The following is a 23,298-nucleotide window of genomic DNA, read 5'->3' on the forward strand; positions in this document are numbered from 1 at the left end:
TAGGAGCACTCCAGACCGGAGATGCACATGACCAAGACCCTGATCCTGAATGGCCCGAACCTGAACCTTCTGGGCCAGCGTCAGCCCGAAATCTACGGAGCCGAGACGCTGGCGGACGTGGAAGCGGCCTGCGCCGCGCTGGCCACCGACCTGGGGCTGGGCGCAGTCGCCTGCCTGCAATCAAACCACGAGGGCCAACTCGTCGACTGGATTCAGGAGGCTCGTGGCACCCGCGACGCCATCGTCATCAATCCCGGAGCCTATTCCCACACCTCTGTCGCGATCCTCGATGCGCTGAACGCGTTCGACGGCCTCGTGGTGGAGGTCCACATCTCCAATATCCACAGGCGCGAGGCGTTCCGCCATCACTCCTACGTATCAGGCCGCGCGGACGCGGTGATCGCGGGACTGGGGACCGAGGGCTACATGGCCGCACTGCGTTACCTGGCGCGTCATGCCTGAGGCGTTGACACTCAAGGCCCTCGTCGCCCGGTTGTCCGATCTGCCAGCGGGGCGTCGTCTGGTCGCGGTATCGGGGCCGCCCGCTTCGGGCAAGTCCACCATTACCGAAGACCTGGCTACGGCGCTGACGTCGAAGGGTCGGACGGCGCAGGTCGTTCCGATGGATGGCTTCCACCTCGATAACGCCACGCTGGACAAGATGGGCTTGCGCGCGCGCAAGGGTGCGCCCGAGACCTTCGATGCCGCCGGATTGCTGGACTTGGTCAAGGCCGTCCGCGCGGGCGGGGCCGTGCCTTTCCCGACCTTCGATCGGAGCCTTGATGCAACCGTGCCGAACGGCGGCACCTTTGACGCCGACATCGCGGTCTTCGAGGGTAATTACCTGCTTCTGGACGAAGAGCCTTGGCGCGCGCTTCATCCCCATTGGGATGCGAGCATCGCGCTTGATGTGCCCGAAGACGTACTGCGCGCCCGCCTCATCGATCGTTGGGTCACCCACGGGATGACCACCGAGGACGGTCTGGCGCGGGCCGAAGCCAACGATCTGCCCAACGCCCGACGGGTGCTGCGCGGATCGATCGCCCCAGACTACGTGATCGTTAACCACTGACAGACGCGCAAACCTCTCCCGGACCAGTTGACGTTTCGCGCCGCGCGCCGCACCTGTCCGCGTATGAGCTTCACCCTGACCGCCCTGCCCCGCGCCGCCGGCCTCGATTTCGATGACATCATCGACGTGCGCTCCCCGTCCGAATTCGCCGAGGATCACATCCCCGGCGCGATCAACCTGCCCGCCCTGTCAGACGAGGAGCGGGCGCAGGTCGGCACGATCTATGTTCAGCAGGATCGGTTTCTGGCCCGCAAGATCGGCGCGGCAATGGTGTCGCGCAACGTCGCCGCACACCTGGATGGGCCGCTGACCGACCGGGACGGGTCATGGCGGCCGCTGGTCTATTGCTGGCGCGGCGGGCAGAGGTCGGGGTCGGTTGCGACCATATTCGAACAGATCGGCTGGCGCGTTGCAAAGCTGGAGGGTGGCTACAAGGCTTATCGCAGATTGGTCGCGGACCGTCTCTACGACCAGCCTCTGAAATTGCGCGTGATCCTGATCGACGGGGGCACCGGCACCGGCAAGACGCAGCTTCTGGATCACCTTGCCGCCAAGGGCGCACAGGTGATCGACTTGGAGGGGCTGGCGAACCATCGCGGGTCGAACTTCGGTGGATGGCCGGACGGCCAACCCGCCCAGAAGATGTTCGAGAGCAGGCTGGCCCGCGCCCTGGCCAACATCGACCCGGCCCGCCCGGTGTTTGTCGAATCCGAAAGCAACGCCATCGGGCGAGTCCTGTTGCCGCCCTCCCTCTGGGCGGCCATGGGCACGGCGGAAGTCATCGGGCTGCGGGCCCCAATCCCGGCACGTGCGCGGTTCTTGACGACGACGTATCCTGACCTGACCGCAGATGCCGATCTGCTGCGCGACCGCATCGAAAAGCTACGCAATTATCAGCCCGGTCAGCGCATCACCGATTGGCACGTGCTGGCCGAAACGGGCGATTATACCGCGTTGGCCGAAGGCCTGATCGAGCACCATTATGACCCACGCTATCGCCGCCCGGACGGGTCGAACCGCATCGACATCGGCGTGGTCGAAATGACATCGGTCGATGACGCGGCGCTGGACCGTGCCGCGGACAAGGTAATCGCGCTGGCCGGTTAGACGCAGGCGATTGCGGGCATGCCGGCTGTGAATGTGCCGATCCGTGCGGCCTCGTGCCCCGCATCCCGCAGACGCGCCAGCAGCGCCTTCGCCTGATCCGCCGGCACCGCCGCCAGCATACCACCCGCCGTCTGCGGGTCGTGCAGGAGTGCCAACTTCGCCCCTGACCCGCCGGTCACCGGCGCGCCGCGCACATTCGCCGCGTGCAGCGAGGAGAAATGGCCCGCGTCAGACAATTCCACCGCTCCGTCATAGACCGGGACCGCGTCCAGTGTGACCTCGGCCGCCACGCCGCTGGCCCGGCAGATCGCCATCAGGTGCCCGGCAAGGCCGAAGCCCGTGACGTCGGTCATCGCATGCGCCCCGGACAGGATCGCGGCGGCGTCCCCCTGTGGAGCGGCCATCCGTTCCAGCATCGCCAATACGTCCCCCCCTCGCGCCGCCCCGGCCATTTCGGCGGCCAATACGACGCCGGTGCCGATCGGCCGGGTCAGCAGGAGAGCATCGCCCGGCTTCGCACCGTCATGCCCGATCGGCGCATCACACAGGCCGGTGACGGTAAAGCCAATCACTGCCTCGGCCCCCATGGTCGAATGGCCGCCAACCAAATCTGCCCCGGCGGCGGTGAACACGTCCGACGCGGCGCGCAGCACCTCCTCCAGCGTGCGCGCCTGCAGGGTTTCCGAAAGACGCGGCAGGGTGATCTGCGCCAGCGCGGCCTGCGGCTTTGCCCCCATCGACCACACGTCGCCCAACGCATGCACGGCGGCGATCCGCGTCATCAGCGCCGGATCGTTGGTAAAGGCGCGCAAATGGTCGGTGGTAATGACCTGTCGTTCGTCCCCATGGGCCAGCACGGCGGCATCGTCACCCGGCCGTGACAGAACGTCGGCACGCACCGATGGGGCAACGGCGGTCAGCGCCTGAGCCAAGGCATCGCCCGCAATTTTGGAGCCGCACCCGGCGCAAAGCATCTTGGCCGCGTCGCCCCCCATGGCCCGCACGTTGGGAACCGCAGGCGCGGACATCACCGGCAGCTTTTTCAGCTTGTCCATGAAGGTCCGGTCGATATGGTCCTTCCACCGCCACAGCAGCGACCCCGAGAAAGTCAGCCCGCCCTTCTCTGCCAGCGCCGATTTCCCGCCCATCGATATCAGCTTGAGATAGGTCGACTGCGGAACGAAGGACTTCATCCGCCCACCCGAAAGCGCCGCCCGCAGGTTGTCGTGCAGGATTGGGGCCTGCCGCACGGCAAAAACGCCCGCCTTGGGGCGCGGCGCGTGGGTCAGATGCGCGCAGTCGCCCGCGGCGAACAGATCGCCCCGCCCTTCCACGGCGAGGGTCCGCCCGACGCAGATAAACCCATCCTCCAGTGGCAGGCCGGTCCCGGCAATCCAGCCATGGGGCCGCGCCCCGGCGGCGGCGGTCACAAAGGCCGCCGGGATGGTCGCGCCCCCATCCAGAGCGACGTGATCTTCGGCGATCCGGTCAACGCGCGCGCCGGTGCAAGGCGAAACGCCCAGCCCCTTCATCGCCGCCAACAGCACCCTGCGCGCCTTGTCTCCTGTGCCAGTCAGATGCTCCGCCGCCTCGATCACGGTCACTTGCGGGACCTTGCCAGCCGACTTCATCGCGTGAGCCATGGCCAGCGACAGTTCCACCCCGGCGACACCGCCGCCGATGACGGCGACCTGCGGCGGCTTCGTTCCGGCCGTCACCTCGGCCAGGAAGGCGCGCCAGCGCGCCGCGAACCGACCCAGCGGTTTGGCCCCGGTGCCATGGTCGGTAAAGCCCTTAATCTCGGGCATTTCCGCCGTGATGCCCACATCAATCGAAGCCACGTCATACTCCAACGCCCCCCACCCGGCGATAGAGATGCGCCGGGCGTCGGCGTCGATGTGGTCCACCGCCCCGTCAATCAGCCGGGCGTTCGCGAACCGCGCCAATCGCACCAGATCGATATCCAGATCGTCCCGCGAATAATGCCCTGCGACATGACCCGGCAACATGCCCGTGTAGGGCGCGGTCGGCCCCGGATTGATCACGGTCAGCCGCGCGCCGGGCAACGGATTCATCCCCCAGCGACGCATCACCAGCGCATGTGCATGACCGCCGCCGATCAGCACGAGGTCACGGGTCAGGGGAAGATCGGTTTGCATGGGCGGCGTCCTCGGATGTCTTTGCCAAGGGCATGACCGTTCCACGAGGGGCCGTCAAACCAGTGCCGGTCGCGTTCGCGTGTTCCGGCCTGCGGTCAGACCGTGGCACCCGGCACAAGCGGCGTGGGGATAAGCTGGATATCTTGCACCGCGTCACCCTTCAGGCGCATGACCATCGCTTCGGCCGCCATCTTGCCAAGCCGCGCCGCCGGGATCTCGGTCGTGGTCAGGCGCCGCGGCAGGATCGACGCCGCTTCCATCGCGCCCCAGCCCGCGATTCCGATATTTTCGGGGACTCGAATGCCCTTGGTCGCCAAATACGCCATGCCGCCGATCGCCATCTCATCGTCGTGAAAATAAAGCCCGTCCAGGTCGCGACGACGGGTCAGGATCGTCTCGGTTCCGACATAGCCCGCGTAGAAGCTCGGCCTGTCATGCAACACTTCGATGCCGGCAAAGTCGAGGCCTGCGTCTAGAAGCGCCGCCCGGAAACCCCGCTGCCGCGCCCGTCCCATGGTGTCGACCCCGGCCATCGCGCCCACATAGCCGATCCGCCGCCGCCCCCTGGAGACCATGAATCGCCCCATGTCATACCCGCTGTCATGATGAGAGAAACCCACCGCCATATCCACCGGGGTCGTAGTCAGGTCCCAGATCTCGATGACTGGCACCGCCAGATCGCGCAGCAATTCAAGCGTGCGTATCGTGTGCCGCGTCCCCGCCAGCAGAACGCCCGCCGGTCGCCAAGACGCCAGCGATTGCAACCATTGCTCCTCCTCTACGGGGGTCTGGTCGTGACTGCCGATCATGGTCTGGTATCCCAGACGCGCGAAATTCGCGTTCAACGCCTCGATCACCTGACCGAAAAGCGACGAGGTGAACCTTGGCACACAAACACCGACAAGAGTGCTCGCCCCACCCTTGCCAAATGCGGCAGCAAGCCGGTCCGGCAGGTAGTTCAGGCGCGACGCCTCGGCCATGACCTTGTCGCGGGTATCTTCCGAAAACCCGGTCCCCCCGCGCAGCACTCGACTGACGGTCATCTTCGATACACCTGCCCCGCGGGCGATGTCTTCCAGGTTGGGCTTTGTCTTTCGGACCATCCGAAGGCGCTTCCTTTTTATTCTCCGTCGCTACCAGACAGAGCCAGAGTTATCGATAACAAAATTGCTTGACAGAACGGGCAGCAGACCGAATGGTAAAGCAACGTTACCGGTAAACCAAGGCGGGGAGGCCAAGGATCGGGCACGTATCGGGAGGACGACCATGCAGCCAAGCGACGGCCTTTTCTTCGACAGCATCGTCAAGACGTTCGGAGGCACACATGCCCTGTCCGGTGTCTCGCTGAAGGTCGAACGCGGCGAGATCGTCGCTCTTCTGGGTGAGAACGGCGCTGGAAAATCAACTCTGATCAAGGCTTTGGGCGGCATCCATTCCCCCGATAGCGGCGACGTTTTGGTTGATGGTGTACCTTATCGCCACGTCGCCGGTAAAATAAGTCAGAAACAGGCCGTCGCCTTCATCCACCAGGATCTGGGTTTGATCGAATGGATGTCCGTGGCCGAGAACATCGCGCTGGCCATAGGATACGTGAAGCGACGCGGGCGCATCGACTGGCGTGCGACCGAGGCCCGCGCACGGGACGCGCTGGCGCATGTCGAGGCCGATTTCGAGCCGACCACCCGCGTTGCCAATCTCAGCCGGACCGAGAAATCCCTCGTGGCCATTGCCCGGGCCCTGGCCGTGGAATGCGATTTCCTGGTCTTGGACGAACCCACCGCGTCCTTGCCCGCGGACGAGGTGGAGCGCCTGTTCCGCGCCCTTCGCCCGCTGCGCGACAAGGGCGTGGGAATGATCTATGTCAGTCACCGGTTGGACGAGATCTTCCAGATTGCCGACCGCGTCGCCGTTCTGCGCGATGGCAAGATGGTCGGAATGCGCGACATCGCCCACACCAACGCCGAAGACCTGGTCAGTCTGATCGTCGGGCGCAAGGCGCGCGACATCGCGCTGCCCGATGCACAGGACGGGACCGAGGTTCTGACCGTCGCGAACCTGTCGACCCGTGCCGTGTCGGACGTCAGCTTCAAGGTAAGACGCGGGGAACTCGTGGGCCTGGTCGGCCTGCGCGGTGCCGGTCACGAGGATGTGGGTCGGGCGCTGTTTGGCCTGGCGGCGCACACCGGCGAGGTTCTGCTGGATGGATCGCCCCCCGACCTGACCAACGCACGGACCGCGATGAAATCGGGCATCGGATTCGTCGCGCGGGACCGGGTCGTCGAAAGCATCGCCCCAGCCCTGACGATCCGCGAGAACGCCTTCATCAACCCCGAAGCGACGGGCCGCAAACTGCTGAGTTTCCTGCGGCCTGCGGTCGAAGATGACATGAGCGTCAAGCTGGGCCGCCGTGTTGGCCTGTCGCCCAACGACCCGACCCTTGCAATCGAGGCTTTGTCGGGCGGCAACCAGCAGAAGATCGTCGTCGGACGCTGGCTTGACACCGGCCGGCGGTTCCTGATCGCCGAGGATCCGACCGCGGGCGTCGATGTCGGGGCCAAGGCGGAAATCTACCATCTGCTCTACGAGGTGCTGGCGTCCGGCATGGGCGTCCTCGTGGTCTCTACGGATTTCGAGGAGGTCGCCAACATCTGCCACCGCGCCATCGTGTTCAGCCGAGGCCGCATCGTCGACGAATTGTCGGGCGTCAGCCTGTCCACACAATCCCTGATCCAGGCCGCCTCGGCCAGTGATGCAGCCTGAGCCGGAGCGAACCGCATGAATTCCGTTGAATCCGACGCCCTGGAGCCGACCCGCGATGAACTGGCTGGCCTGAGCCTCGCATCCAAGGTGATCCGTCTGACCCCGGTCTATGGACTGGTGATCCTGATGGTCGGCCTCATCATCCTGTTCTCGATCATGCTGCCCAATACGTTCCCGACGGTTCTGAACCTGCGGGCGATCATTTCGGACAAGGCGATCATCGCGCTTCTTGCGCTGGCGGCGATGATTCCGATGGTGGCCGGGCGTATCGACCTGACGGTCGGCTATGGCATCGTGCTGTGGCACATCCTCGCCATCTCGCTTCAGACCCTTTACGGCCTCCCGTGGCCTCTGGCCTGCGTGGTGGTTCTGGCACTGGGTGCGCTGACGGGCATTTTCAACGGCTTCCTCGTCGAAGTCGCCAAGATCGACGCCTTCATTGCCACGCTGGGCACGGGCACCGTACTTTATGCGCTGGCGCTTTGGCACACAGGCGGGCGGCAGATGGTGGGCGTGCTGCCGCAGGGGTTCTATGACCTCAACGGCACCTTCGTCTTCGGCCTGCCGATCACCGGGTTCTATGTGCTGGCGATCACGGTAACACTCTGGCTCGTGCTGGAATATACGCCCGTCGGGCGATATCTCTATGCCATCGGGGCAAACCCGAAGGCGGCCGAGCTCAACGGTATCCCCACGCGGAAATTCGTTGTGGGGGCTTTCGTCGTATCGGGCACGCTGACGGCGCTGGCGGGCGTACTGCTGGCGTCCAAGCTGCGTATCGGACAGGCCAGCGTCGGTCTGGAATTCCTGCTGCCAGCGCTGGTGGGCGCGTTTCTCGGATCCACGACGATCAAGCCGGGGCGCGTCAACGTCTGGGGCACAATCGTCGGGGTCGTCATCCTGGCCGTGGGTATTTCCGGCATTCAGCAATTTGGCGGATCCTTCTGGGTAGAGCCGATGTTCAACGGCCTGACCCTGCTGATCGCTATCGGTATCGCGGGCTATGCCCAGCGCAAAAAGGGCGCGGCCCACAAGTAGCGTTCATTTCAACGGGAGAGAGATCATGGAAAAGAGAACACTTCTGAAGACCCTGCTGACCACCACGATCGTCGCCGGACTCGGCCTGCCGGCAATCGCGCAGGAGGCCTTTGATGGGCCTACGACGGGGCCTGCGGCAGCAGCGGACAAGACCATCGTCGTATTGGCGGGGGATCTGAAAAACGGCGGCATCCTGGGGGTCACAAGCGGCATCGAAGAAGCTGTGGAGGTCATCGGCTGGGACGTGCGCGTCCTCGACGGTGCCGGGTCGGTCCAAGGGCGCACGGGTGCCATCGGCCAGGCTCTGGCCCTGCAACCCGACGGTATCGTCATCAACGGCTTCGACGCGGTCGAACAGCAGGCGGCACTGGAAGCCGTGGTCGCCGCCGGTGTCCCGATGGTTGCCTGGCACTCGGGTCCCAAGATCGGTTGCGACGCGCCCGGCGGCATCTTCGCCAACGTCTCGACCGATGCGATGGCCGTCTCCGAAGTGGCGGCCGAATGGGCCATGAACGACGGCGGTGACACTGTTGGCGTGGTGATCTTCACCGACAGCACCTATCAGATCGCCATCGACAAGGCCGACCGCATTCAGGAAACGATCGAGGCCATGGGAGGTGCCGTCCTGGAATACGTCGACACGCCGATCGCCGACACCTCAAGCAGGATGGCCCCCCTGACCACCAGCCTTCTGCAGAAATACGGCGACAGCTGGACCCATGCGCTGGCCATCAACGACCTGTATTTCGATTTCATGGGCCCGGCCCTCGCCGCCGCAGGCATTCCGGGCGATGGCGCGCCCAAGGCCGGCTCGGCCGGGGATGGATCGGAAGCCGCTTTCCAGCGTATTCGCGGGCAGCAGTATCAGGCCATCACCGTGGCCGAGCCGTTGAACCTGCAAGGCTGGCAACTGGTGGATGAACTCAACCGCGCCATCCAGGGTGAAACCTGCTCCGGCTATGTCACCACGCCCGCGCTGGTGACCACCGAAGGATTGCAGAAGATGGGCGACAGCAACGCCTTCGACCCCGACGTGCCCTACCGCGAGGCCTACACGGCGATCTGGAACTGACACCTCACTGACCGGGGCGGTGCCTGCGCCGCCCCCTTCCAGACCCAAAATGCAAACGATTCCAATAACGAAGGACGCGCGATGAAAGCTCAAGACATGGACGCCGCACCGATCATCGAAATGCGCGGTATCACCAAGCGTTTCGGCGGGGTGACCGCCCTGAACGGCGTCGATCTGCGCGCCTATGCGGGCGAAGTGCTGGCAATCGTCGGCGATAACGGCGCTGGTAAATCCACACTGATCAAGGTGTTGACCGGGGTGTATCAATCCACCGCCGGAGAGATCTTCTTCGAAGGCCGCCCCTTGACGATGAGCAGCCATGCCGACGCCATCAAGAACGGCATCGACGCTGTCTACCAGAACCTTGCCATCGCGGACCATCTGACCCCTGCCGAGAACCTGTTTCTGGGGTCGGAGCTGACACGAAAGGTGCTGGGCATCACCTTCCTGGATAACAAGGCGATGAAGATGCAGGCGACGGCCGTGCTCAAGGACCGGCTGGGTGTCCAGCTCAAGAACATGGACGTCGCCACCGAAAGCCTTTCGGGCGGCCAACGTCAGGCCGTCGCCATCGCCCGCGCCGTGCGCCATGAGGACTTGAAGGTCCTGGTCATGGACGAGCCCACGGCCGCGCTAGGGCCTCAGGAAACAGCGCGGACCCTCAAGCTCATCCAGACGCTCAAAGCCCAAGGGTTGGCCGTCATCCTGATCTCCCATGCGCTCGACGACGTGTTCGACGTCTCCGACCGCATCCACGTCATGCGGCGTGGCGAATGTGTTGGCGTCGTCCGCACGGCCGCCACCACATCCGAGGAGGTTCTTGGCCTGCTGACAGGGGCCACGAAAATGGCCAAGGAGGCCATGCTGTGACCGATACGACCACACAAAACGCCGCCGCCCCGACCAGCCTGACCGCCCGGATCGAGCCGTATATCGGCATCCTCGGCCCAATGGTCATGATCGCGATGATCGCGCTTTTCATGGGCGCGGTCGAACCGGCCCGGTATTTCCGCACGTCCAACATCAACCAGATCCTGCTCGATGCGGCGCTCTATATGCCGATGGCGATGGCGATGACCTTCGTCATCACCCAGCGCGGCATCGATCTGAGCATCGGATCAGTCGCCGCCCTCTCGGCCATCATCATGGCATTCCTGATCAAGCAGTACGATTTTCACGTCCTGGTCGCCCTGCCGATCTGCATCCTGCTCGGAGCGGGCATGGGCCTGATCAACGGGCTCGTCATCACCAAGTTCCGGGTGCCCGACCTGATCGGCACGCTGGCGATGGACCTGGTATACCGCGGCTTCGCGCTGGTGCTTGCCAAGGGTCTCGTGCTGGCCCGCTTTCCCGATCTGATTACCGACATCGGGCGGGGTCAGACCTTCAACATCCTGCCGACTCCGGTGGTCATCGGCGTGCTGACGCTGCTCGGCGGATATGTTCTGCTGCGCACCACGCATTTCGGACGCTACTCCATCGCCATCGGCTCCAACCCCGAAGCGACGGCGATGACGGGGATAAGCGTCGACCGCCACCGCGTCTATGCCTATGTCCTCATGGGCGCGATGGCCGCGCTGGCGGGCGTGATGCTGACGGGCAAGCTCAACGCGGTGCAGGCCACCTCGGCCCCCTACTTCAACCTGCACGTCATCGCTGCCGTGGTCGTGGGTGGGACATCGCTTTTCGGCGGTCGCGCATCAATGATCGGCTCGCTGGCGGGGGTGCTGCTTCTGTCGATGATGATCAACGCCCTGGTCACCCTGCGGATCGAGTTCTTCTGGCAATCCGTCGCGTCGGGCGTCGTCATCATCACTTCGGTGGCGATCTACACCTGGTTGCAGAAGAAAGACCGCGACGGCGGCGGCGGCCTGCACGCGGCCTTCGCCAGCCCCGACAATCGAAAGCTGGCGGTGATGACCGGCGCGATTGTCGGAGCGTTGCTGATCCTGCTGGCGCTTGGCGGTCTGACCGCCTCGCCGCCGGCTACTTGAATAATAACCGGGGCATCCCGCCCCAATACTCTCTGGGAGGAGACACCATGAAACTTAAGATTCTGCTGATGACGACACTGCTCGCCACGGGCGCTGCCCATGCCGACGGCCACCTGCCGCTCAAGACGATGCCCGACGATGCGGAGCGCGACTACTGGGTCCCCGAACAGGTCAACGCCGACGGCGCGCTTGAGGCCCTGCAGGCGGTCGTCGGTGCCAAGGCCGTCCCATACAAAGGCACGCTGGAGAACCCGCTGCAGATCGCACTGATCTACCCCTCTGCCGATACCTCGGACTTCTGGGCCCGCAACTATCTCGCCATGACCAAACGGCTTGAGGAACTGGGTATCGCCTTCGAGACGACCGAGTTCGCAAGCCGCCAGGTCGAACATTCGCTTCAGGCCACCTATGCGTCGCAAGTCGATCAGGACGCCGACCTTTACGATTTCGTCATCTTCGGCCCGTCGGAGCTTGCCACGCAGGCCGACAACATCGACAAATTGGCCGCCAACCCCGACATCACGACGTTCGTATGGGCCTTCCACACACCGCTCAAATATCTTGAGAACCAGCCCGCCAACTGGTTCGACTTCTCGTCGGCCGCCGGGGCGCTCATCATCTGCGACTACATGCTTGAACGCCTGGGCAACGACGTCACCTACGCCATGAACCGTGGCATTCCGGGCATTACCGACAACCAGCGCTCCGGCGACTGGGCCGCCTGTGTCGAGGAAAAGGGAAACTGGCAACTGGCCTACGAGCACTACGGTGAATACACCCGCGAAGGCGGGTTCGAGGGCACGTCCCTCATGCTTCAGGCCTACCCCGAGGCGGGCGTGATCCATAATGCGAACACCGCGATGGCCATGGGGTCGGTCGAGGCGCAATTGGCCGTCAACAAGGCCGGGGAAGTTTTCTCGACCGGCTGGGGCGGGACGGGTCTGGAACTCGACGCGATCCGACGCGGCGAACTCGACGCGACACCGATGCGAATGGGCGACGACGTCGGGGCCGCGACGGCCGAGGCGATCAAGTTCCACCTGGAAGATCGAAGCGACGAGCTGCCCTTCGTCTTCCTCGGCCGCATCCAGATCGCCCACGACGAGATGTCAACGGAAGAATTGGACGCGCTGCAAACCGAAGCCTTCCGTTTCTCGGGCGTCGGCGCTCTTGAGCGGTAAGCTTTCGCCTGAACCAACCACGGGCCATCCCTGCGGGGGTGGCCTTTCGTCCCGGCTCAGCCGCGCCTGACCGTCGATTGCCCGACCTGCAGAACCGGGGTGATCCGCTCGACGCGTCCCGTCCCGGGGTGCGCCAACAAGTCAAGCACCATCGCCGCCGTCCGGTCGCCGATATCGACAGGTGACGGATCGACCGTGGTCAGCGTCGGCACGCAGATCCCTGCGATGTCATAGGCACCGAAACCAGCGACCGCCATGGCGTCCGGAACCGCGACACCGCGCCGCTGACATTCCGTCAATGCCCCGAAAGCCGACAGATCAGACACGCAGATCACAGCCTCTGCATCTGGCTGGGTATCAAGCAGGTGCGCCATTGCCGCGGCCCCTTCATGCATCGAAATCGGCGGCTGTCCCGCACCGATCAACCGCGTGGCATCCAGGCCCCGCACCTGCATCGCGGCCACGAACCCGCGCCGCCGGTCCGCCCCACGCGTATCGCCATCCACGTCGCCGCCGATAAATGCGATCCGGCTGTGCCCCTGCGCCACCAGATGCGCCACCAGCAAGTCCATGCACGCCGCGTTGGAAAAGCCGACGACATGACCGATGGGGGCCTCGGGCAGGTCCCAGGTCTCGATCACGGGGACGCCCGATTGCGCCAGCAGGCGGCGCGCCCGTTCGGTATGCCGCCCGCCAGTCACCACGATGGCTTCGGGGCGGCGGCGCAGAAACTCCTCGATCAGCTGCTCCTCGCGCAGGGTGTCGTAATTGGTATGCCCCAAAAGCACCTGGTACCCCGCCCGCGACAGACGGGTGGTCATCGCTTCCACCGTGCCCGCGAAGTTCGCATTGTTGAGCGAAGGGATCGTCACCGCCACGAAATGACTGCGCTGGCTGCGCAGGTTGGCTGCCGTGCTGTCGAAAACATAGCCCAACTCTTCGGCCGCCGCATGGATGCGTTGGCGGGTCTGTTCACCGACGGAAGCATCGCTCTTGAAAGCGCGGCTGACCGTCATCACGGACACTCCGGCGGCCTTGGCCACGTCTTTCATCGTTGGCGTGCGTCGCATGGCGGTTCCAGCCCGTGTTAACGATACCATAAGGCCAGATCAGACCTCCGCTTGCAACCGTTTCGGCTGTGCGCGCGTGGTCCCGCCGGGCTGGACCTTGATAGGCAGCGCGGTCGCGCGCGCGACCCCGACGCCGTGCAACCTTGCCAGAAGGGTGCGCGCACCGGTTACACCCATCAGGTGCCGCGGTGTAGACACCGTCGTCAGCGGTACCGGCAGCACCGTGTTGAGGCCCAGGGCATTGAACCCCACGACGCCCATGTCCTCGGGCACGCGCAGGCCAAGTTCCTGCGCGACGGTCAAGCCCCCAAAAGCCATCAGATCGTTGAGAAAGAACACGACGTCGGGGCGGTGATCCTTCAGCAAGGCGCGCGCGCTCCGCGCCCATGCGGAACGCATTTTCCGGGGCGGCACCTGTGCGCACAACTGGGGCCCTGAACACCGTTTCCAAACCGCGCAGCCGTGCATCCGCCCGTGGATCCATCCCCACCCGCGCGCCTACGAACGCTGGCGAACGATAGCCCAGTTCGTGCACATAACGCGCCAAGTCCGCGCCCGCCGGCACATGGTCGAGATCGACGCAGACGTCGATTGGATCAAGCGAGAAATCCCACGTATCCAGCGTCGGCACACCCGCCGCACGCAACGTCGACCGCGAATCTGGATAATGGCCTATCCCCGTCAAGATCAGCGCCGCTGGGCGCACGGACAACAGCCGCGACACCCAGCGCAATTCCACCTCCATGTTGTAGTCGGTCATGTCGATGACGGTGAAATAACCGGCCTTCTGGATTGTGCCGCGCGTGCCTTGCAACACATCCGCGAACACATCGTTAAGCAGGTTCGGCACCGAAATCCCGATCAGGTCGGCGTTGGCCTGCGACAGTGCCCGCGCGTTGGAATTTGGCACGTAATTCAGCCGCCGCGCGATCTGCAGGATCGCTTCGCGCCTGGCCGTCGAAACCCCCTCTACGCCTCGCATCGCGCGGCTGACGGTCATCACAATAACCCAGGCTTCGGCGGCGACGGCATAGATGCCCGACGTGGTGTCACGGGTACGACCGGCCATGGGGCATCCTGATAAGGCGGGGAAGACGGGCTTACGTAAACGTTAACGCTCTTCCATGACAAGCTGGCTTCCTCCACGGCGGGGGCTGTAGTGTTATCGTTATCACCCAGGCAGGGCAGGGCCAGGTGCCCGAGATCATCTTTTACAACATGGAGAAGTCCTACGGGTCGCCCCGCATGCTGGGACCTTTCAACCTGCATCTCGACGACAGCGATTTTACCGTGCTCGTCGGCCCCTCGGGCTGCGGCAAGTCCACGACGCTGCGTATTCTGGCGGGGCTTGAAACGCTTCCGGGCGGGGAGATCACTTTCGACGGCAAACCGATCAGCCACCTCGACCCCAAGGCCCGCGACATCGCCATGGTGTTTCAGGACTACGCCCTCTACCCGCACATGAACATCGCCAAGAACATGTCCTTCGCCCTGCGCCTGCAGAAGGTGAAAAGTACGGAAATCGACGAACGCGTGCAGCGGACCGCCGACCTGCTCAACATCGGCCACTTCCTCGACCGCGAACCGGCGGAGTTGTCGGGCGGCCAACGGCAGCGCGTCGCGATGGGCCGCGCCATGGTGCGCGACGCGGGCACGTTTCTCTTCGATGAACCGCTGTCCAACCTCGATGCCAAGCTGCGAGCCAAGATGCGCACCGAACTAGCCGAGATGCGCAATACCATCGACAAGAACATGGTCTACTTCACGCACGACCAGGTGGAGGCAGTGACGCTGGGCGACCGAACCGTCGTTATGGCGAACGGCGTCATCCAGCAGCAGGATACGCCCGAGGGCCTGCTCAAATCGCCAATAAGCAAATTCGTGGCAGGCTTCATCGGAAGCCCGACGATGAACTTACTCGACGGCGATCTGACCGACGGGGGCAGCACGGTCATGGTGGCGGCGAAGGCTTCGAACTGCCCCTTCCCGGCGCGCTGGCCACCCGCCTGCGCGCCCATAACATCAGGGCCGTGACGTCGGGCCTGCGCCCGTCGTCGGTTTCGCTGGAACAGACGCCCGGCACCCCGATCGATCTGCGCGTGATCGTGGCGGAATACCTCGGCGCTGAATCCGTCCTCGTGACCCGCTGCGGCACCGAAGACGTGCTGGTGGAAGCCAACAGCGCCACCCCCATCGCCTGCGGCACCATGCGGTCCTTTGGCGTCCTGACCGACGAACTGATGGACTTCGACCGTACCTCCGGCCTGCGAATCTAACCACATAAACAGCAACTCAGAGAGAGACATATGCTTAACTTCAGAACCACGCTCACAGGTGCCACGCTGGCCGCGCTTGCCGCGGGAACCGCACTCGCCAATCCCTACGCCCCATACAAAGGGACGACCCTGATCGTAGACTTCCCCGCACAGCCATATTACGACGCGGCGATAAACGTGCTGGACCAGTTCACCGAAGAGACCGGCATCGAGGTCGGGGTCGATCAGCTTCAATACCTGCGCATGCGGGAGCGTCAGACGCTGGAGCTGGCCAAGTATTTCATGAACCCCGCGCCGGCCGACCCGACCTATGACCAGTCGGACCTGATCACCGGCTACGTGCAGAACATCGGTGTCGCAGGCGGCGAAAAGGGCTATCTGCCCGGCGCGCTCGGCTTCGCCTAGGGCATCCCCTTCGGCTCCGAGACATCGGTCCTCGCCTACCGCAAGGACATCTTCGAAAAGCACGGAATCGAGGTGCTCACCAACTACGACGAGCTTCAGGAAATCCCCCGCCAGATCCCCGAGGTGGAGCCGGGCATGGACGGCATGGCGTCGCGCGCGGCCTCCGGCCACCAGGCCAGCCATGCGTTCCTTTTGCACCTCGCCCCGCTGGGCGGGCGCATCTTCGACGAACGGTGGAACCCGATCATCAACAACGAGGCCGGCGTTGCCGCCGCCAACGCACTCAAGACGATCGTGGATTGCGGCCCCGAGGGCGGCGGCACGACTTTTGGCCCCGCCGGAGCGGCCCCCTTCAAGCAGGGTCAGGCCGCGATGTTCATGGACTCGATCGCTTTCGCCGCCGGGTTTGAAGACCCGACCGAGTCGACGGTCGCGGGCAACGTCGGTCACGCCATGCACCCCGAAGGCGTGCGCCGTGGCAGCCAGACCGGCGGGTTCGGCCTCGCCATTCCGGCGAACGCGCCCAGTAAGGAAGCGGCCTTCCTGATGATCCAGTGGCTGACCTGCAAGAAAGGTGACCTGGCAGTGGCCATGGAGGGCGGAAACCCCTCGCGCTTCTCGACCTACCGGAACGCGGAGTTGAACGAGAAGTCCCCCTACTCCGCCACCTTCGGCGAAGCGCTGCAGTTCGCCGATCCCGACTGGTGCCCGATCATCCCCGCCTCGGGGTCAATCAACGCCGACATCGGTACCACGATGAGCCAGGTCCTGACCGAGGGTCTCGACATCCAGGAAGCACTGCACGGCGTGGCCGAGCGCACCCGCGCGACCATGCAACAAGAGGGTTACTACGCCTGGCAGGAGTGACCTGCACCCGGTAACGACGTCCGGTCCCCGATCCGGGGGCTGGGCCCACGGCCTCCACGTCCGACGCAGATCACCCGTAGATCACCCGCGCATCCGACGTGAAATCCGTCCCAGTTCTGGACGCCCGAGATGATCGCCAACGCCAACCGCCTTACACCTTATCTTTTCCTTGCGCCTGCGGTTCTGATCCTTGCCGTCGCGCTGATGTATCCGGTCGGCTACATGATATGGGCCAGCTTCCTCGACTGGAATCCGAGCCAGCGGATCGGCGAGGCGGAGTTCGTCGGCCTTCGCAATTACATCAACCTTTTCAGCGAAGAAGCCTTTCTGGAAAGCATGGGCGTGACCCTGCGCTTTGCCGCCGTCGCCGTCTCTGTCGAGATGGTCCTGGGCGTCAGCTTGGCCCTGTTGCTGGACCGTCAGCTCAAGGGTATGACGATCCTTCGGACGGTGTTCATCCTGCCGATGATGATCGCCCCGATCATGGTCGGGTTGATGTGGCGCGACATGTACCATCCGACCGTCGGCATCCTGAATCGTACATTGAAATCAATCAGCTTGGACCCGGTCCCTTGGCTCTCCGACGGCGGCTGGGCCTTCACGTCTGTGGCTATCGCAGACGTCTGGCAACGGACGCCCTTCATAATCTTCCTGTCCTTAGCCGCGCTCCAGTCGCTTCCCTGCTCGGCCATGGAGGCCGCGCGCATCGACGGCGCTACGGGCTGGCAGATGATCGTCTACATCAAGCTGCCGCTAATGCTTCCAGCGCTGCTCGTGACCGCGCTCCTGCGCCTGATCGACGCCTTCAAGGTGCTGGAGGTCATCCTTGTAATGACCAACGGCGGACCGGGGCTATCAACTGAGATCTTTGCCTTGCGAATCTCCCGAACGGCCAGTGAATTCAAAGAGCTGGGCTACACCGCGGCGATGTCCAACCTCCTCTTGATTTTGCTGATGATCCTGACGCTCGCCATGTTCTTCTATGGCAAGGTCATGGACGCCCGAGCCGCCCGCATCCGCGCCGAATCCGAGGAGGCCCACTGATGGCCAAACCCACCACACTCGCGGCGAACCCCGCGTTCTATGCCTTGCTGGTCGCACTGACCGTGATGTCAGTGGGGCCGATTTTTCTGATGCTGGCGACCTCGTTCAAGCTGAACGTGGACATCATGTCCGACACCTCGGCCCTGCTGTTCTTCCCCACGATCCGAAACTACGAGACCGCGCTCTGCGACATGCTATGGTGCGAGGTCGAGCACGTTCGTCGCTGCGACCCGACCTTCGGGCGCGCATTGGTCAATTCGCTGATCGTGGCGACCGTTTCGACGGCGCTCACGCTCATCATCGGGTGCGTGGCGGCCTATGCGCTTGTGCGGTTCCGCCTCATGGGGCGCGATACGGTGTCCATGACCACGCTGATGATGCGCATGGTCCCGCCCGCGGTCCTGTTGGTGTCGGTGTTTCGGAATCTGGACGTTCCAGTACGGCATCGACGGCACACGCTTTGGCCTCATTCTCAATTACACGGCGATGAACCTGCCCTTCGTAATCTGGATATTGCAGTCGTTCATTGTGCGGGTGCCAATCCAGCTGGAGGAAGCCGCACGGATGGACGGGGCCAATCCGTTCCAGGCGTTCTTCATGGTGGTTCTTCCGCTCATCAAGCCCGGTCTTGCCGCGGCCGCCATTTTCACCTTCTGCGTGGCGGGGAACGAGTTCCTTCTGGGCAACGCGCTGGCCGACCGGAACAGCCGGACGGTGCCGGTGACCAAAGTGAACTCCCTCACCGAATATGATATCGATTGGGGGGCGATCATGGCGACAGGGATGTTGCTGGCGATCCCGCCGGTCATCTTCACCTTCGTCGCCTCGCGCCAGATCATCACCGGCATGACCGTTGGGGCCGTAAAGGGGTGAGATCCGATTTGGGAGTGGCTCCTCCAACCGATTGACAGCAGCCGGGTCCATGACCTGGGGGACGTCATCAAGCTGCATGGACGGATCATGATGCTGTCCTGGGGCGTGATAGCGCCGCTGGCCGTGCTGATCACGCGCTATATGAAAGTGATCCCGGGGCAGGACTACCCGGCCAATCTGGACAGTCAGGTCTGGTGGAACATTCACCGCTTCGGGCAGATCACCGCCGTACTCATCATGTTCGTAGGGGTCGCAATCATCTTGCAGTCCAAGGGCGCGGACTCCACCACCTGAACACTTTGGCTGCACCACTGGATGGGTTGGGCGTTAACCAGTTTCGGAGCGGTACAGGCGGCCTCCGGTTTTCTGGGCGGGACCAAGGGCGGGCCCACCGACCCCGTGGGTGAGCAGGGCGACCACTACGACGACCGTGCGCCGGATCGTGTTCGAAGCAGTACACAAAGGGCTTGGTTACGGAGTGCTCGCCTTGGGCGCAATCACGATACTGACAGGCATGTGGCAAGCGAACGGCCCGATCTGGATGTGCGTCGTGGTTTTGGGATGGTGGGCGTTGCTTTTGCTGATCGCCTGGTTCCTGCAACGGCTTGGACTTGCGATGGACAGCTACCGTGCGATTTGGGGGCCGTGCGCGCCGCGCCCGCGCCGCATCGACGAAGGCCACTCACCCGGAGAGTGACCAGCAAAAAAGGGCACCCTGACAGGGTGCCCGACGCTTGCTCAAATCCGTTCGGCTCAATTGCCTTGGAGTTGATAGTGATGCGCGGTTGTAACGTGATGATGAACGACGCCGGTATAGAAGCGCCCCAGCACCGACTGCGTCGCTTCGCGCCCCTCGATCCGCACCGGCGACTCGAGCGCCACCTGAACCGCGTCCATGTCAGGATACTCCGTGGCGAGGATCACCGGAAACTCGGGCGCGCCTTCGTCGCGGCTGTCGCCGAACGTGACGTGAACGGCGGTTGCGCCCGGCATCCGCTTCCACACGGGCACCAGTTCTTTCAGAACCGCGGCGCGGAACGCCTCGGTCTGGCCGTCGTGGACGGTACCCTGAAACAGGGCGTAGCGCGTGATCATTGGTCCAACTCCTCGGGGCCATTGAAGAATTCCATCAGCGCCGCCTGATCCTCGCCGCCCAGACCGGCGGCCGTCAGCAGGCGATGCACCTCCGCGCAGAGTGCAGTCATCGGCATCGGCGTATTGGTGCGCCGGGCCAGATCCTGTGCGCCGTTCAAATCCTTGACCATGTTGTCGATGCGGCCCGTGCGGCGGTAGTCTCGGGCGACATAGCGCGGCATGTATTCTTGCAGGATCGCGCTGTCGGCCCGACCGCCCTTCAGCGCCTGCGGAATCTTGGCCGCATCGACACCGGCGTCTTCGGCCAGCTTGGTGGCTTCGGCCACGGCAAGGAAATTCAGACCGCACAGCACCTGATTGATGAGCTTAGTCGTCTGCCCGGCCCCTGCCGGACCCATATGCGTGATGTTCGACGCGACATGCTGCAATGCCATGCGCGCGTCGGCCACGTCCTTCTCTGCGCCGCCCGCCATCAGCGTAAGCTCACCGACGAGGGCCTTGGGCGCGCCGCCCGACAAGGGGCTGTCGACCCAGCGCAGACCGGCTTCGACCGCTTTGGCGGCGAGGTCTTTCGTCGCCTCGGGATCGATAGACGACATGTCGATAATCAGGGTGCCGGGCCGGGCCCCCTCGGCAACGCCGCCTGCGCCGAAGACGGCGCTGTCCACGATATGCGGTCCGTTGAGCGAGATGATGACGACGTCCGATACCGCCGCGGCCTCGGCGGCACTGCCGGCGGCGGTTCCGCCCTTGTCGACGAGCGCCTGCACGACATCGGCATTCAGGTCGAATACGGCCAACCTCTGGCCGGTTTCCAGAAGGCGGGTGCCGATCGCGCCGCCCATGGCCCCTGCGCCGATCAAGGCGAGTCCCAGGCTCAACGGTCGATTACCGTGACCGCGTCGACTGTGGCCGCGATCAAAGCCTCGGGCGGCTGGTCGATGTCCAGGGTCACGGCGCGTTCGTCCGTCCCGGGCATCTCCAGCGTGGCAAGCTGGCTGTCGAGCAGTTTCGTCGGCATAAAATGCCCATCGCGTTTGCTCATCCGGTCGGACAACACCGCGTAGCTGCCGTGCAGATGCGCAAAAACGACGGGCAGCCCGGCGGCAGCGATGATCCTGTCACGATAGACGCGCTTGAGCGCGGAACAGGCGACGACACGGGGCGGTTCGCCTTGCCGCAGGCTCTCGCCGACGGCTTGCAACCATGGCCAGCGGTCCTCGTCGGTCAGAGGTGTTCCGGCGCTCATCTTCTCAATGTTGGCCTTCGGATGAAGATCGTCGCCGTCGATAAACGTTCCGCCCAGCGCCTGTGCAAGGCCCTTGCCGACGGTGCTCTTGCCGCAGCCCGATACGCCCATGACGACATAAAAGCCGGTCATAGCGATGCGGTGATCCCGCCGTCGACATAAACCACGGTGCCGTTCACAAAGCTGGACGCGGGCGACGACAGGAAGATGCAGGTCCCGACCAACTCCTCCACGTTGCCCCAGCGGCCTGCGGGCGTACGGTTCGACAGCCACTCAGTGAACTTCGGATCGTCGACCAACGCCTTGTTGAGCGGGGTGTCGAAATAGCCGGGTGCCAGCCCGTTGCATTGCAGGCCGTACTTGGCCCAATCGGTCGCCATGCCCTTGGTCAGGTTCGCCACGGCACCCTTTGTCGCTGTGTAAGGCGCAATGCCCGGGCGGGCGAGTGCCGTCTGGACCGAGCAGATGTTGACGATTTTTCCCGCCCCGCGCTTGATCATGTGGCGCGCGACCGCCTGGCCGACATGGAAGACCGAAGCGATGTTGGTTTGCAGCAAACGCTCGAACGCGTCCGCCGGGAAATCCTCCAACGGGGTGCGGTGCTGCATGCCTGCGTTGTTGACCAGGATGTTGATCGGACCGCTTTCCGCCTCGAACCCGTCGACCGCAGCACGGACGCCGTCGTGATCGGTGGCGTCGAAAACCAGCGCAGCGACATGCGCCCCTTCGGCACGAAGGGTCTTGGCGGCAGCCTCCAGCTTGGCTTCGTCGCGCCCGTTGAGCACAATCGAGGCCCCGGCCGCAGCCAACCCGCGGGCAAGCGCGAAGCCGATCCCCTGCGACGACCCGGTGATGAGCGCGCGCTTGCCGGTCAGATCGAAAAGAGAGAGGCTCATGGCAGGGTCCTTGGTCTCGACAGGGGAAGATGTGCCGTTTATGTTATCGTTAACAACCCGAGTCAACAGCGCCGCTTGTCGGAAGGACATCCCATGACAGAGCAGACCAAAGCCATCGTCATCCACGCCCCCCATGACTTGCGGATCGAAACACGGGACGTGACAGCCCCCACGCCCGGCCAGGTGCAGATCACCATGGCCGCAGGCGGCATCTGCGGTTCGGACCTGCATTATTATCACAACGGCGGCTTCGGCACGATCAAGCTGCGTGAGCCGATGGTGCTGGGCCACGAAGTCGCGGGGCACATCACCGCTTTGGGCGATGGGGTAACAGGGCTGGAGGTCGGGCAACTGGTCGCGGTGTCGCCATCGCGCCCCTGCAACAGCTGCAAATTCTGCCTGGAAGGGGCGCAGAACCAGTGCCTGAACATGCGCTTCTACGGATCAGCGATGCCCTTCCCGCATATACAGGGCGCGTTCAGACAAGTGCTCAACGTCGATCCGTCGCAATGCGCGATCGCCATTGGACTGACTGCCGGCGAGGCGGCGATGGCCGAACCGTTGGCCGTATGCCTTCACGCGACGCGACGGGCCGGGAACCTCGTGGGCAAGTCGGTTCTTGTGACGGGCTGCGGGCCGATCGGCATCCTGTCGATCATCTGTGCCCGCCGCGCGGGCGCGGATTTCATCGTGGCAACTGACCTGTCGGATTTCACGCTGGCGATGGCCAAGCGTGTGGGTGCGGACCTGACCATCAACATGGGGGCCGCGTCCGACGGGCTGGCGCAATTCACAGCCGACAAGGGGACGTTCGACGTTCTGTACGAATGTTCGGGCGCGGCCCCGGCGCTGACGGCGGGCATCCACGCAATGCGTCCGGGCGGCACGATCATGCAGTTGGGTCTGGGTGGAGACATGTCGCTGCCGATGCAGGCGATCACCGCGAAGGAGCTTTCGCTGAAGGGCTCGTTCCGGTTTCACGGGGAATTCCACACCGGCGTCAGCCTGATGCAGAAGGGCCTGATCGACGTGAAACCGTTGATCACGCACACGGTCGGCATCGACGATGCGGTGGCGGGGTTCGATCTTGCGGGCGACCGCAGTCAGACGATGAAGGCGCAGATCAGCTTCGCCTGAGCA

Annotated in this window: 26 protein-coding genes and 1 pseudogene; 18 read left to right on the forward strand and 9 right to left on the reverse strand. The window is 64.1% G+C overall.

What is annotated here, in order from left to right; translation table 11 throughout:
• Window positions 1-27 precede the first annotated feature (27 nt).
• From aroQ to mnmH, 3 genes are all read left to right on the forward strand, one after another.
• Window positions 28-462 (forward strand): type II 3-dehydroquinate dehydratase, encoded by a 435-nt coding sequence (aroQ, locus tag BLV27_RS15345; protein ID WP_092647384.1) that lies wholly within the window; start codon window positions 28-30, stop codon window positions 460-462.
• Entirely contained in the window at window positions 455-1,072 is a 618-nt protein-coding gene (locus BLV27_RS15350) for a nucleoside/nucleotide kinase family protein (RefSeq protein ID WP_092647385.1), read from the forward strand. The genes aroQ and BLV27_RS15350 overlap by 8 nt, the downstream gene beginning before the upstream one ends.
• Before the next feature lie 63 nt (window positions 1,073-1,135).
• Window positions 1,136-2,179: a tRNA 2-selenouridine(34) synthase MnmH gene (mnmH, locus tag BLV27_RS15355; protein WP_092647425.1), complete on the forward strand. Its 1,044-nt coding sequence runs from the start codon at window positions 1,136-1,138 to the stop codon at window positions 2,177-2,179.
• Here the strand turns inward: mnmH and selD are convergent.
• Together selD and BLV27_RS15365 are read right to left on the reverse strand one after the other, a co-directional pair.
• On the reverse strand, window positions 2,176-4,338 hold the full coding sequence (gene selD / locus BLV27_RS15360; protein WP_092647386.1) for a selenide, water dikinase SelD: 2,163 nt from the start codon (window positions 4,336-4,338) through the stop codon (window positions 2,176-2,178). The genes mnmH and selD overlap by 4 nt on opposite strands.
• A gap of 95 nt (window positions 4,339-4,433) precedes the next feature.
• Window positions 4,434-5,441 carry a LacI family DNA-binding transcriptional regulator gene (locus BLV27_RS15365; RefSeq protein ID WP_092647387.1) on the reverse strand — a complete coding sequence of 336 codons (1,008 nt, stop codon included), beginning with the start codon at window positions 5,439-5,441 and terminating at the stop codon, window positions 4,434-4,436.
• A 163-nt stretch (window positions 5,442-5,604) separates the two neighbouring features.
• On the opposite strand from BLV27_RS15365, the gene BLV27_RS15370 reads away from it, so the two are divergent.
• The 6 genes from BLV27_RS15370 to BLV27_RS15395 all read left to right on the forward strand — a co-directional run bounded on the left by BLV27_RS15370 (window position 5,605) and on the right by BLV27_RS15395 (window position 12,383).
• Window positions 5,605-7,098, forward strand: coding sequence for a sugar ABC transporter ATP-binding protein (locus BLV27_RS15370; RefSeq protein WP_092647388.1), 1,494 nt, complete (start codon window positions 5,605-5,607; stop codon window positions 7,096-7,098).
• 15 nt (window positions 7,099-7,113) lie between these two features.
• Window positions 7,114-8,136 carry an ABC transporter permease gene (locus tag BLV27_RS15375; RefSeq protein ID WP_092647389.1) on the forward strand — a complete coding sequence of 341 codons (1,023 nt, stop codon included), beginning with the start codon at window positions 7,114-7,116 and terminating at the stop codon, window positions 8,134-8,136.
• Window positions 8,137-8,161: 25 nt separating this feature from the next.
• On the forward strand, window positions 8,162-9,208 hold the full coding sequence (locus BLV27_RS15380) for a substrate-binding domain-containing protein (protein ID WP_092647390.1): 1,047 nt from the start codon (window positions 8,162-8,164) through the stop codon (window positions 9,206-9,208).
• A gap of 81 nt (window positions 9,209-9,289) precedes the next feature.
• Window positions 9,290-10,078: an ATP-binding cassette domain-containing protein gene (locus BLV27_RS15385; protein ID WP_244504697.1), complete on the forward strand. Its 789-nt coding sequence runs from the start codon at window positions 9,290-9,292 to the stop codon at window positions 10,076-10,078.
• Window positions 10,075-11,202: an ABC transporter permease gene (locus tag BLV27_RS15390; protein ID WP_244504698.1), complete on the forward strand. Its 1,128-nt coding sequence runs from the start codon at window positions 10,075-10,077 to the stop codon at window positions 11,200-11,202. The genes BLV27_RS15385 and BLV27_RS15390 overlap by 4 nt, the downstream gene beginning before the upstream one ends.
• 47 nt (window positions 11,203-11,249) lie before the next feature.
• Window positions 11,250-12,383: a substrate-binding domain-containing protein gene (locus BLV27_RS15395; protein ID WP_092647392.1), complete on the forward strand. Its 1,134-nt coding sequence runs from the start codon at window positions 11,250-11,252 to the stop codon at window positions 12,381-12,383.
• Between the two features lie 56 nt (window positions 12,384-12,439).
• Here the strand turns inward: BLV27_RS15395 and BLV27_RS15400 are convergent, their stop codons facing one another.
• The 3 genes and pseudogenes from BLV27_RS15400 to BLV27_RS20240 all read right to left on the reverse strand — a co-directional run.
• On the reverse strand, window positions 12,440-13,399 hold the full coding sequence (locus tag BLV27_RS15400; RefSeq protein ID WP_244504699.1) for a LacI family DNA-binding transcriptional regulator: 960 nt from the start codon (window positions 13,397-13,399) through the stop codon (window positions 12,440-12,442).
• 93 nt (window positions 13,400-13,492) lie between these two features.
• Window positions 13,493-13,921, reverse strand: a complete 429-nt coding sequence (locus BLV27_RS20235) for a substrate-binding domain-containing protein (protein ID WP_425283665.1) — start codon at window positions 13,919-13,921, stop codon at window positions 13,493-13,495.
• 445 nt (window positions 13,922-14,366) lie between these two features.
• Window positions 14,367-14,522 (reverse strand): annotated as a pseudogene (locus BLV27_RS20240) (LacI family DNA-binding transcriptional regulator); the annotation flags it as partial.
• 125 nt (window positions 14,523-14,647) lie between these two features.
• On the opposite strand from BLV27_RS20240, the gene BLV27_RS15410 reads away from it, so the two are divergent.
• The 8 genes from BLV27_RS15410 to BLV27_RS15440 all read left to right on the forward strand — a co-directional run bounded on the left by BLV27_RS15410 (window position 14,648) and on the right by BLV27_RS15440 (window position 19,615).
• Window positions 14,648-15,487, forward strand: coding sequence for an ABC transporter ATP-binding protein (locus BLV27_RS15410; RefSeq protein ID WP_211605524.1), 840 nt, complete (start codon window positions 14,648-14,650; stop codon window positions 15,485-15,487).
• On the forward strand, window positions 15,484-15,729 hold the full coding sequence (locus BLV27_RS19585; RefSeq protein WP_092647395.1) for a TOBE domain-containing protein: 246 nt from the start codon (window positions 15,484-15,486) through the stop codon (window positions 15,727-15,729). The genes BLV27_RS15410 and BLV27_RS19585 overlap by 4 nt, the downstream gene beginning before the upstream one ends.
• A 30-nt stretch (window positions 15,730-15,759) precedes the next feature.
• On the forward strand, window positions 15,760-16,134 hold the full coding sequence (locus tag BLV27_RS19830; RefSeq protein WP_244504700.1) for a hypothetical protein: 375 nt from the start codon (window positions 15,760-15,762) through the stop codon (window positions 16,132-16,134).
• Between the two features lie 3 nt (window positions 16,135-16,137).
• The gene (locus tag BLV27_RS15420; protein WP_280140312.1) at window positions 16,138-17,001 is read left to right on the forward strand and encodes an extracellular solute-binding protein; all 864 of its coding nucleotides are present in this window, start codon (window positions 16,138-16,140) and stop codon (window positions 16,999-17,001) included.
• Window positions 17,002-17,130: 129 nt separating this feature from the next.
• Window positions 17,131-18,045 carry a carbohydrate ABC transporter permease gene (locus BLV27_RS15425; protein WP_092647396.1) on the forward strand — a complete coding sequence of 305 codons (915 nt, stop codon included), beginning with the start codon at window positions 17,131-17,133 and terminating at the stop codon, window positions 18,043-18,045.
• A gap of 486 nt (window positions 18,046-18,531) precedes the next feature.
• Window positions 18,532-18,918, forward strand: a complete 387-nt coding sequence (locus BLV27_RS19835; protein ID WP_244504701.1) for a carbohydrate ABC transporter permease — start codon at window positions 18,532-18,534, stop codon at window positions 18,916-18,918.
• Between the two features lie 87 nt (window positions 18,919-19,005).
• A complete protein-coding gene (locus BLV27_RS15435; protein ID WP_092647397.1) occupies window positions 19,006-19,212 on the forward strand; it encodes a cytochrome b family protein in 207 nt (68 codons plus the stop codon).
• Between the two features lie 109 nt (window positions 19,213-19,321).
• Window positions 19,322-19,615 carry a cytochrome b family protein gene (locus BLV27_RS15440; protein WP_139176681.1) on the forward strand — a complete coding sequence of 98 codons (294 nt, stop codon included), beginning with the start codon at window positions 19,322-19,324 and terminating at the stop codon, window positions 19,613-19,615.
• Window positions 19,616-19,671: 56 nt separating this feature from the next.
• On the opposite strand, the gene BLV27_RS15445 is transcribed toward BLV27_RS15440, so the two are convergent.
• From BLV27_RS15445 to BLV27_RS15460, 4 genes are read right to left on the reverse strand one after another with little or no spacing between them, the layout of a single operon-like run.
• The gene (locus BLV27_RS15445; RefSeq protein WP_092647399.1) at window positions 19,672-20,013 is read right to left on the reverse strand and encodes a hypothetical protein; all 342 of its coding nucleotides are present in this window, start codon (window positions 20,011-20,013) and stop codon (window positions 19,672-19,674) included.
• The gene (locus tag BLV27_RS15450; RefSeq protein WP_092647400.1) at window positions 20,010-20,894 is read right to left on the reverse strand and encodes an NAD(P)-dependent oxidoreductase; all 885 of its coding nucleotides are present in this window, start codon (window positions 20,892-20,894) and stop codon (window positions 20,010-20,012) included. Before BLV27_RS15450 ends, BLV27_RS15445 begins: the two co-directional genes overlap by 4 nt.
• A complete protein-coding gene (locus BLV27_RS15455) occupies window positions 20,891-21,394 on the reverse strand; it encodes a gluconokinase (RefSeq protein ID WP_139176684.1) in 504 nt (167 codons plus the stop codon). Before BLV27_RS15455 ends, BLV27_RS15450 begins: the two co-directional genes overlap by 4 nt.
• A complete protein-coding gene (locus tag BLV27_RS15460; RefSeq protein WP_092647401.1) occupies window positions 21,391-22,158 on the reverse strand; it encodes an SDR family oxidoreductase in 768 nt (255 codons plus the stop codon). The genes BLV27_RS15455 and BLV27_RS15460 overlap by 4 nt, the downstream gene beginning before the upstream one ends.
• A 93-nt stretch (window positions 22,159-22,251) precedes the next feature.
• Between BLV27_RS15460 and BLV27_RS15465 the strand changes: the two genes are divergently transcribed.
• Window positions 22,252-23,295 (forward strand): L-idonate 5-dehydrogenase, encoded by a 1,044-nt coding sequence (locus BLV27_RS15465; RefSeq protein ID WP_092647402.1) that lies wholly within the window; start codon window positions 22,252-22,254, stop codon window positions 23,293-23,295.
• The last annotated feature ends 3 nt before the right edge of the window (window positions 23,296-23,298 follow it).

This window comes from Jannaschia faecimaris (assembly GCF_900107415.1).
GTDB lineage: Bacteria > Pseudomonadota > Alphaproteobacteria > Rhodobacterales > Rhodobacteraceae > Jannaschia > Jannaschia faecimaris.

Excerpts from the sequence above, each read along its gene's own strand:
- aroQ (WP_092647384.1), top strand. The coding sequence starts at position 28 with ATGACCAAGACCCTGATCCTGAATGGCCCGAACCTGAACCTTCTGGGC.
- BLV27_RS15350 (WP_092647385.1), top strand. The coding sequence starts at position 455 with ATGCCTGAGGCGTTGACACTCAAGGCCCTCGTCGCCCGGTTGTCCGAT.
- mnmH (WP_092647425.1), top strand. The coding sequence starts at position 1,136 with ATGAGCTTCACCCTGACCGCCCTGCCCCGCGCCGCCGGCCTCGATTTC.
- selD (WP_092647386.1), bottom strand. The coding sequence starts at position 4,338 with ATGCAAACCGATCTTCCCCTGACCCGTGACCTCGTGCTGATCGGCGGC.
- BLV27_RS15365 (WP_092647387.1), bottom strand. The coding sequence starts at position 5,441 with ATGGTCCGAAAGACAAAGCCCAACCTGGAAGACATCGCCCGCGGGGCA.
- BLV27_RS15370 (WP_092647388.1), top strand. The coding sequence starts at position 5,605 with ATGCAGCCAAGCGACGGCCTTTTCTTCGACAGCATCGTCAAGACGTTC.
- BLV27_RS15375 (WP_092647389.1), top strand. The coding sequence starts at position 7,114 with ATGAATTCCGTTGAATCCGACGCCCTGGAGCCGACCCGCGATGAACTG.
- BLV27_RS15380 (WP_092647390.1), top strand. The coding sequence starts at position 8,162 with ATGGAAAAGAGAACACTTCTGAAGACCCTGCTGACCACCACGATCGTC.
- BLV27_RS15385 (WP_244504697.1), top strand. The coding sequence starts at position 9,290 with ATGAAAGCTCAAGACATGGACGCCGCACCGATCATCGAAATGCGCGGT.
- BLV27_RS15395 (WP_092647392.1), top strand. The coding sequence starts at position 11,250 with ATGAAACTTAAGATTCTGCTGATGACGACACTGCTCGCCACGGGCGCT.
- BLV27_RS15400 (WP_244504699.1), bottom strand. The coding sequence starts at position 13,399 with ATGACGGTCAGCCGCGCTTTCAAGAGCGATGCTTCCGTCGGTGAACAG.
- BLV27_RS20235 (WP_425283665.1), bottom strand. The coding sequence starts at position 13,921 with ATGCACGGCTGCGCGGTTTGGAAACGGTGTTCAGGGCCCCAGTTGTGC.
- BLV27_RS19830 (WP_244504700.1), top strand. The coding sequence starts at position 15,760 with ATGCTTAACTTCAGAACCACGCTCACAGGTGCCACGCTGGCCGCGCTT.
- BLV27_RS15425 (WP_092647396.1), top strand. The coding sequence starts at position 17,131 with ATGATCGCCAACGCCAACCGCCTTACACCTTATCTTTTCCTTGCGCCT.
- BLV27_RS19835 (WP_244504701.1), top strand. The coding sequence starts at position 18,532 with ATGAACCTGCCCTTCGTAATCTGGATATTGCAGTCGTTCATTGTGCGG.
- BLV27_RS15435 (WP_092647397.1), top strand. The coding sequence starts at position 19,006 with ATGATGCTGTCCTGGGGCGTGATAGCGCCGCTGGCCGTGCTGATCACG.
- BLV27_RS15445 (WP_092647399.1), bottom strand. The coding sequence starts at position 20,013 with ATGATCACGCGCTACGCCCTGTTTCAGGGTACCGTCCACGACGGCCAG.
- BLV27_RS15455 (WP_139176684.1), bottom strand. The coding sequence starts at position 21,394 with ATGACCGGCTTTTATGTCGTCATGGGCGTATCGGGCTGCGGCAAGAGC.
- BLV27_RS15460 (WP_092647401.1), bottom strand. The coding sequence starts at position 22,158 with ATGAGCCTCTCTCTTTTCGATCTGACCGGCAAGCGCGCGCTCATCACC.
- BLV27_RS15465 (WP_092647402.1), top strand. The coding sequence starts at position 22,252 with ATGACAGAGCAGACCAAAGCCATCGTCATCCACGCCCCCCATGACTTG.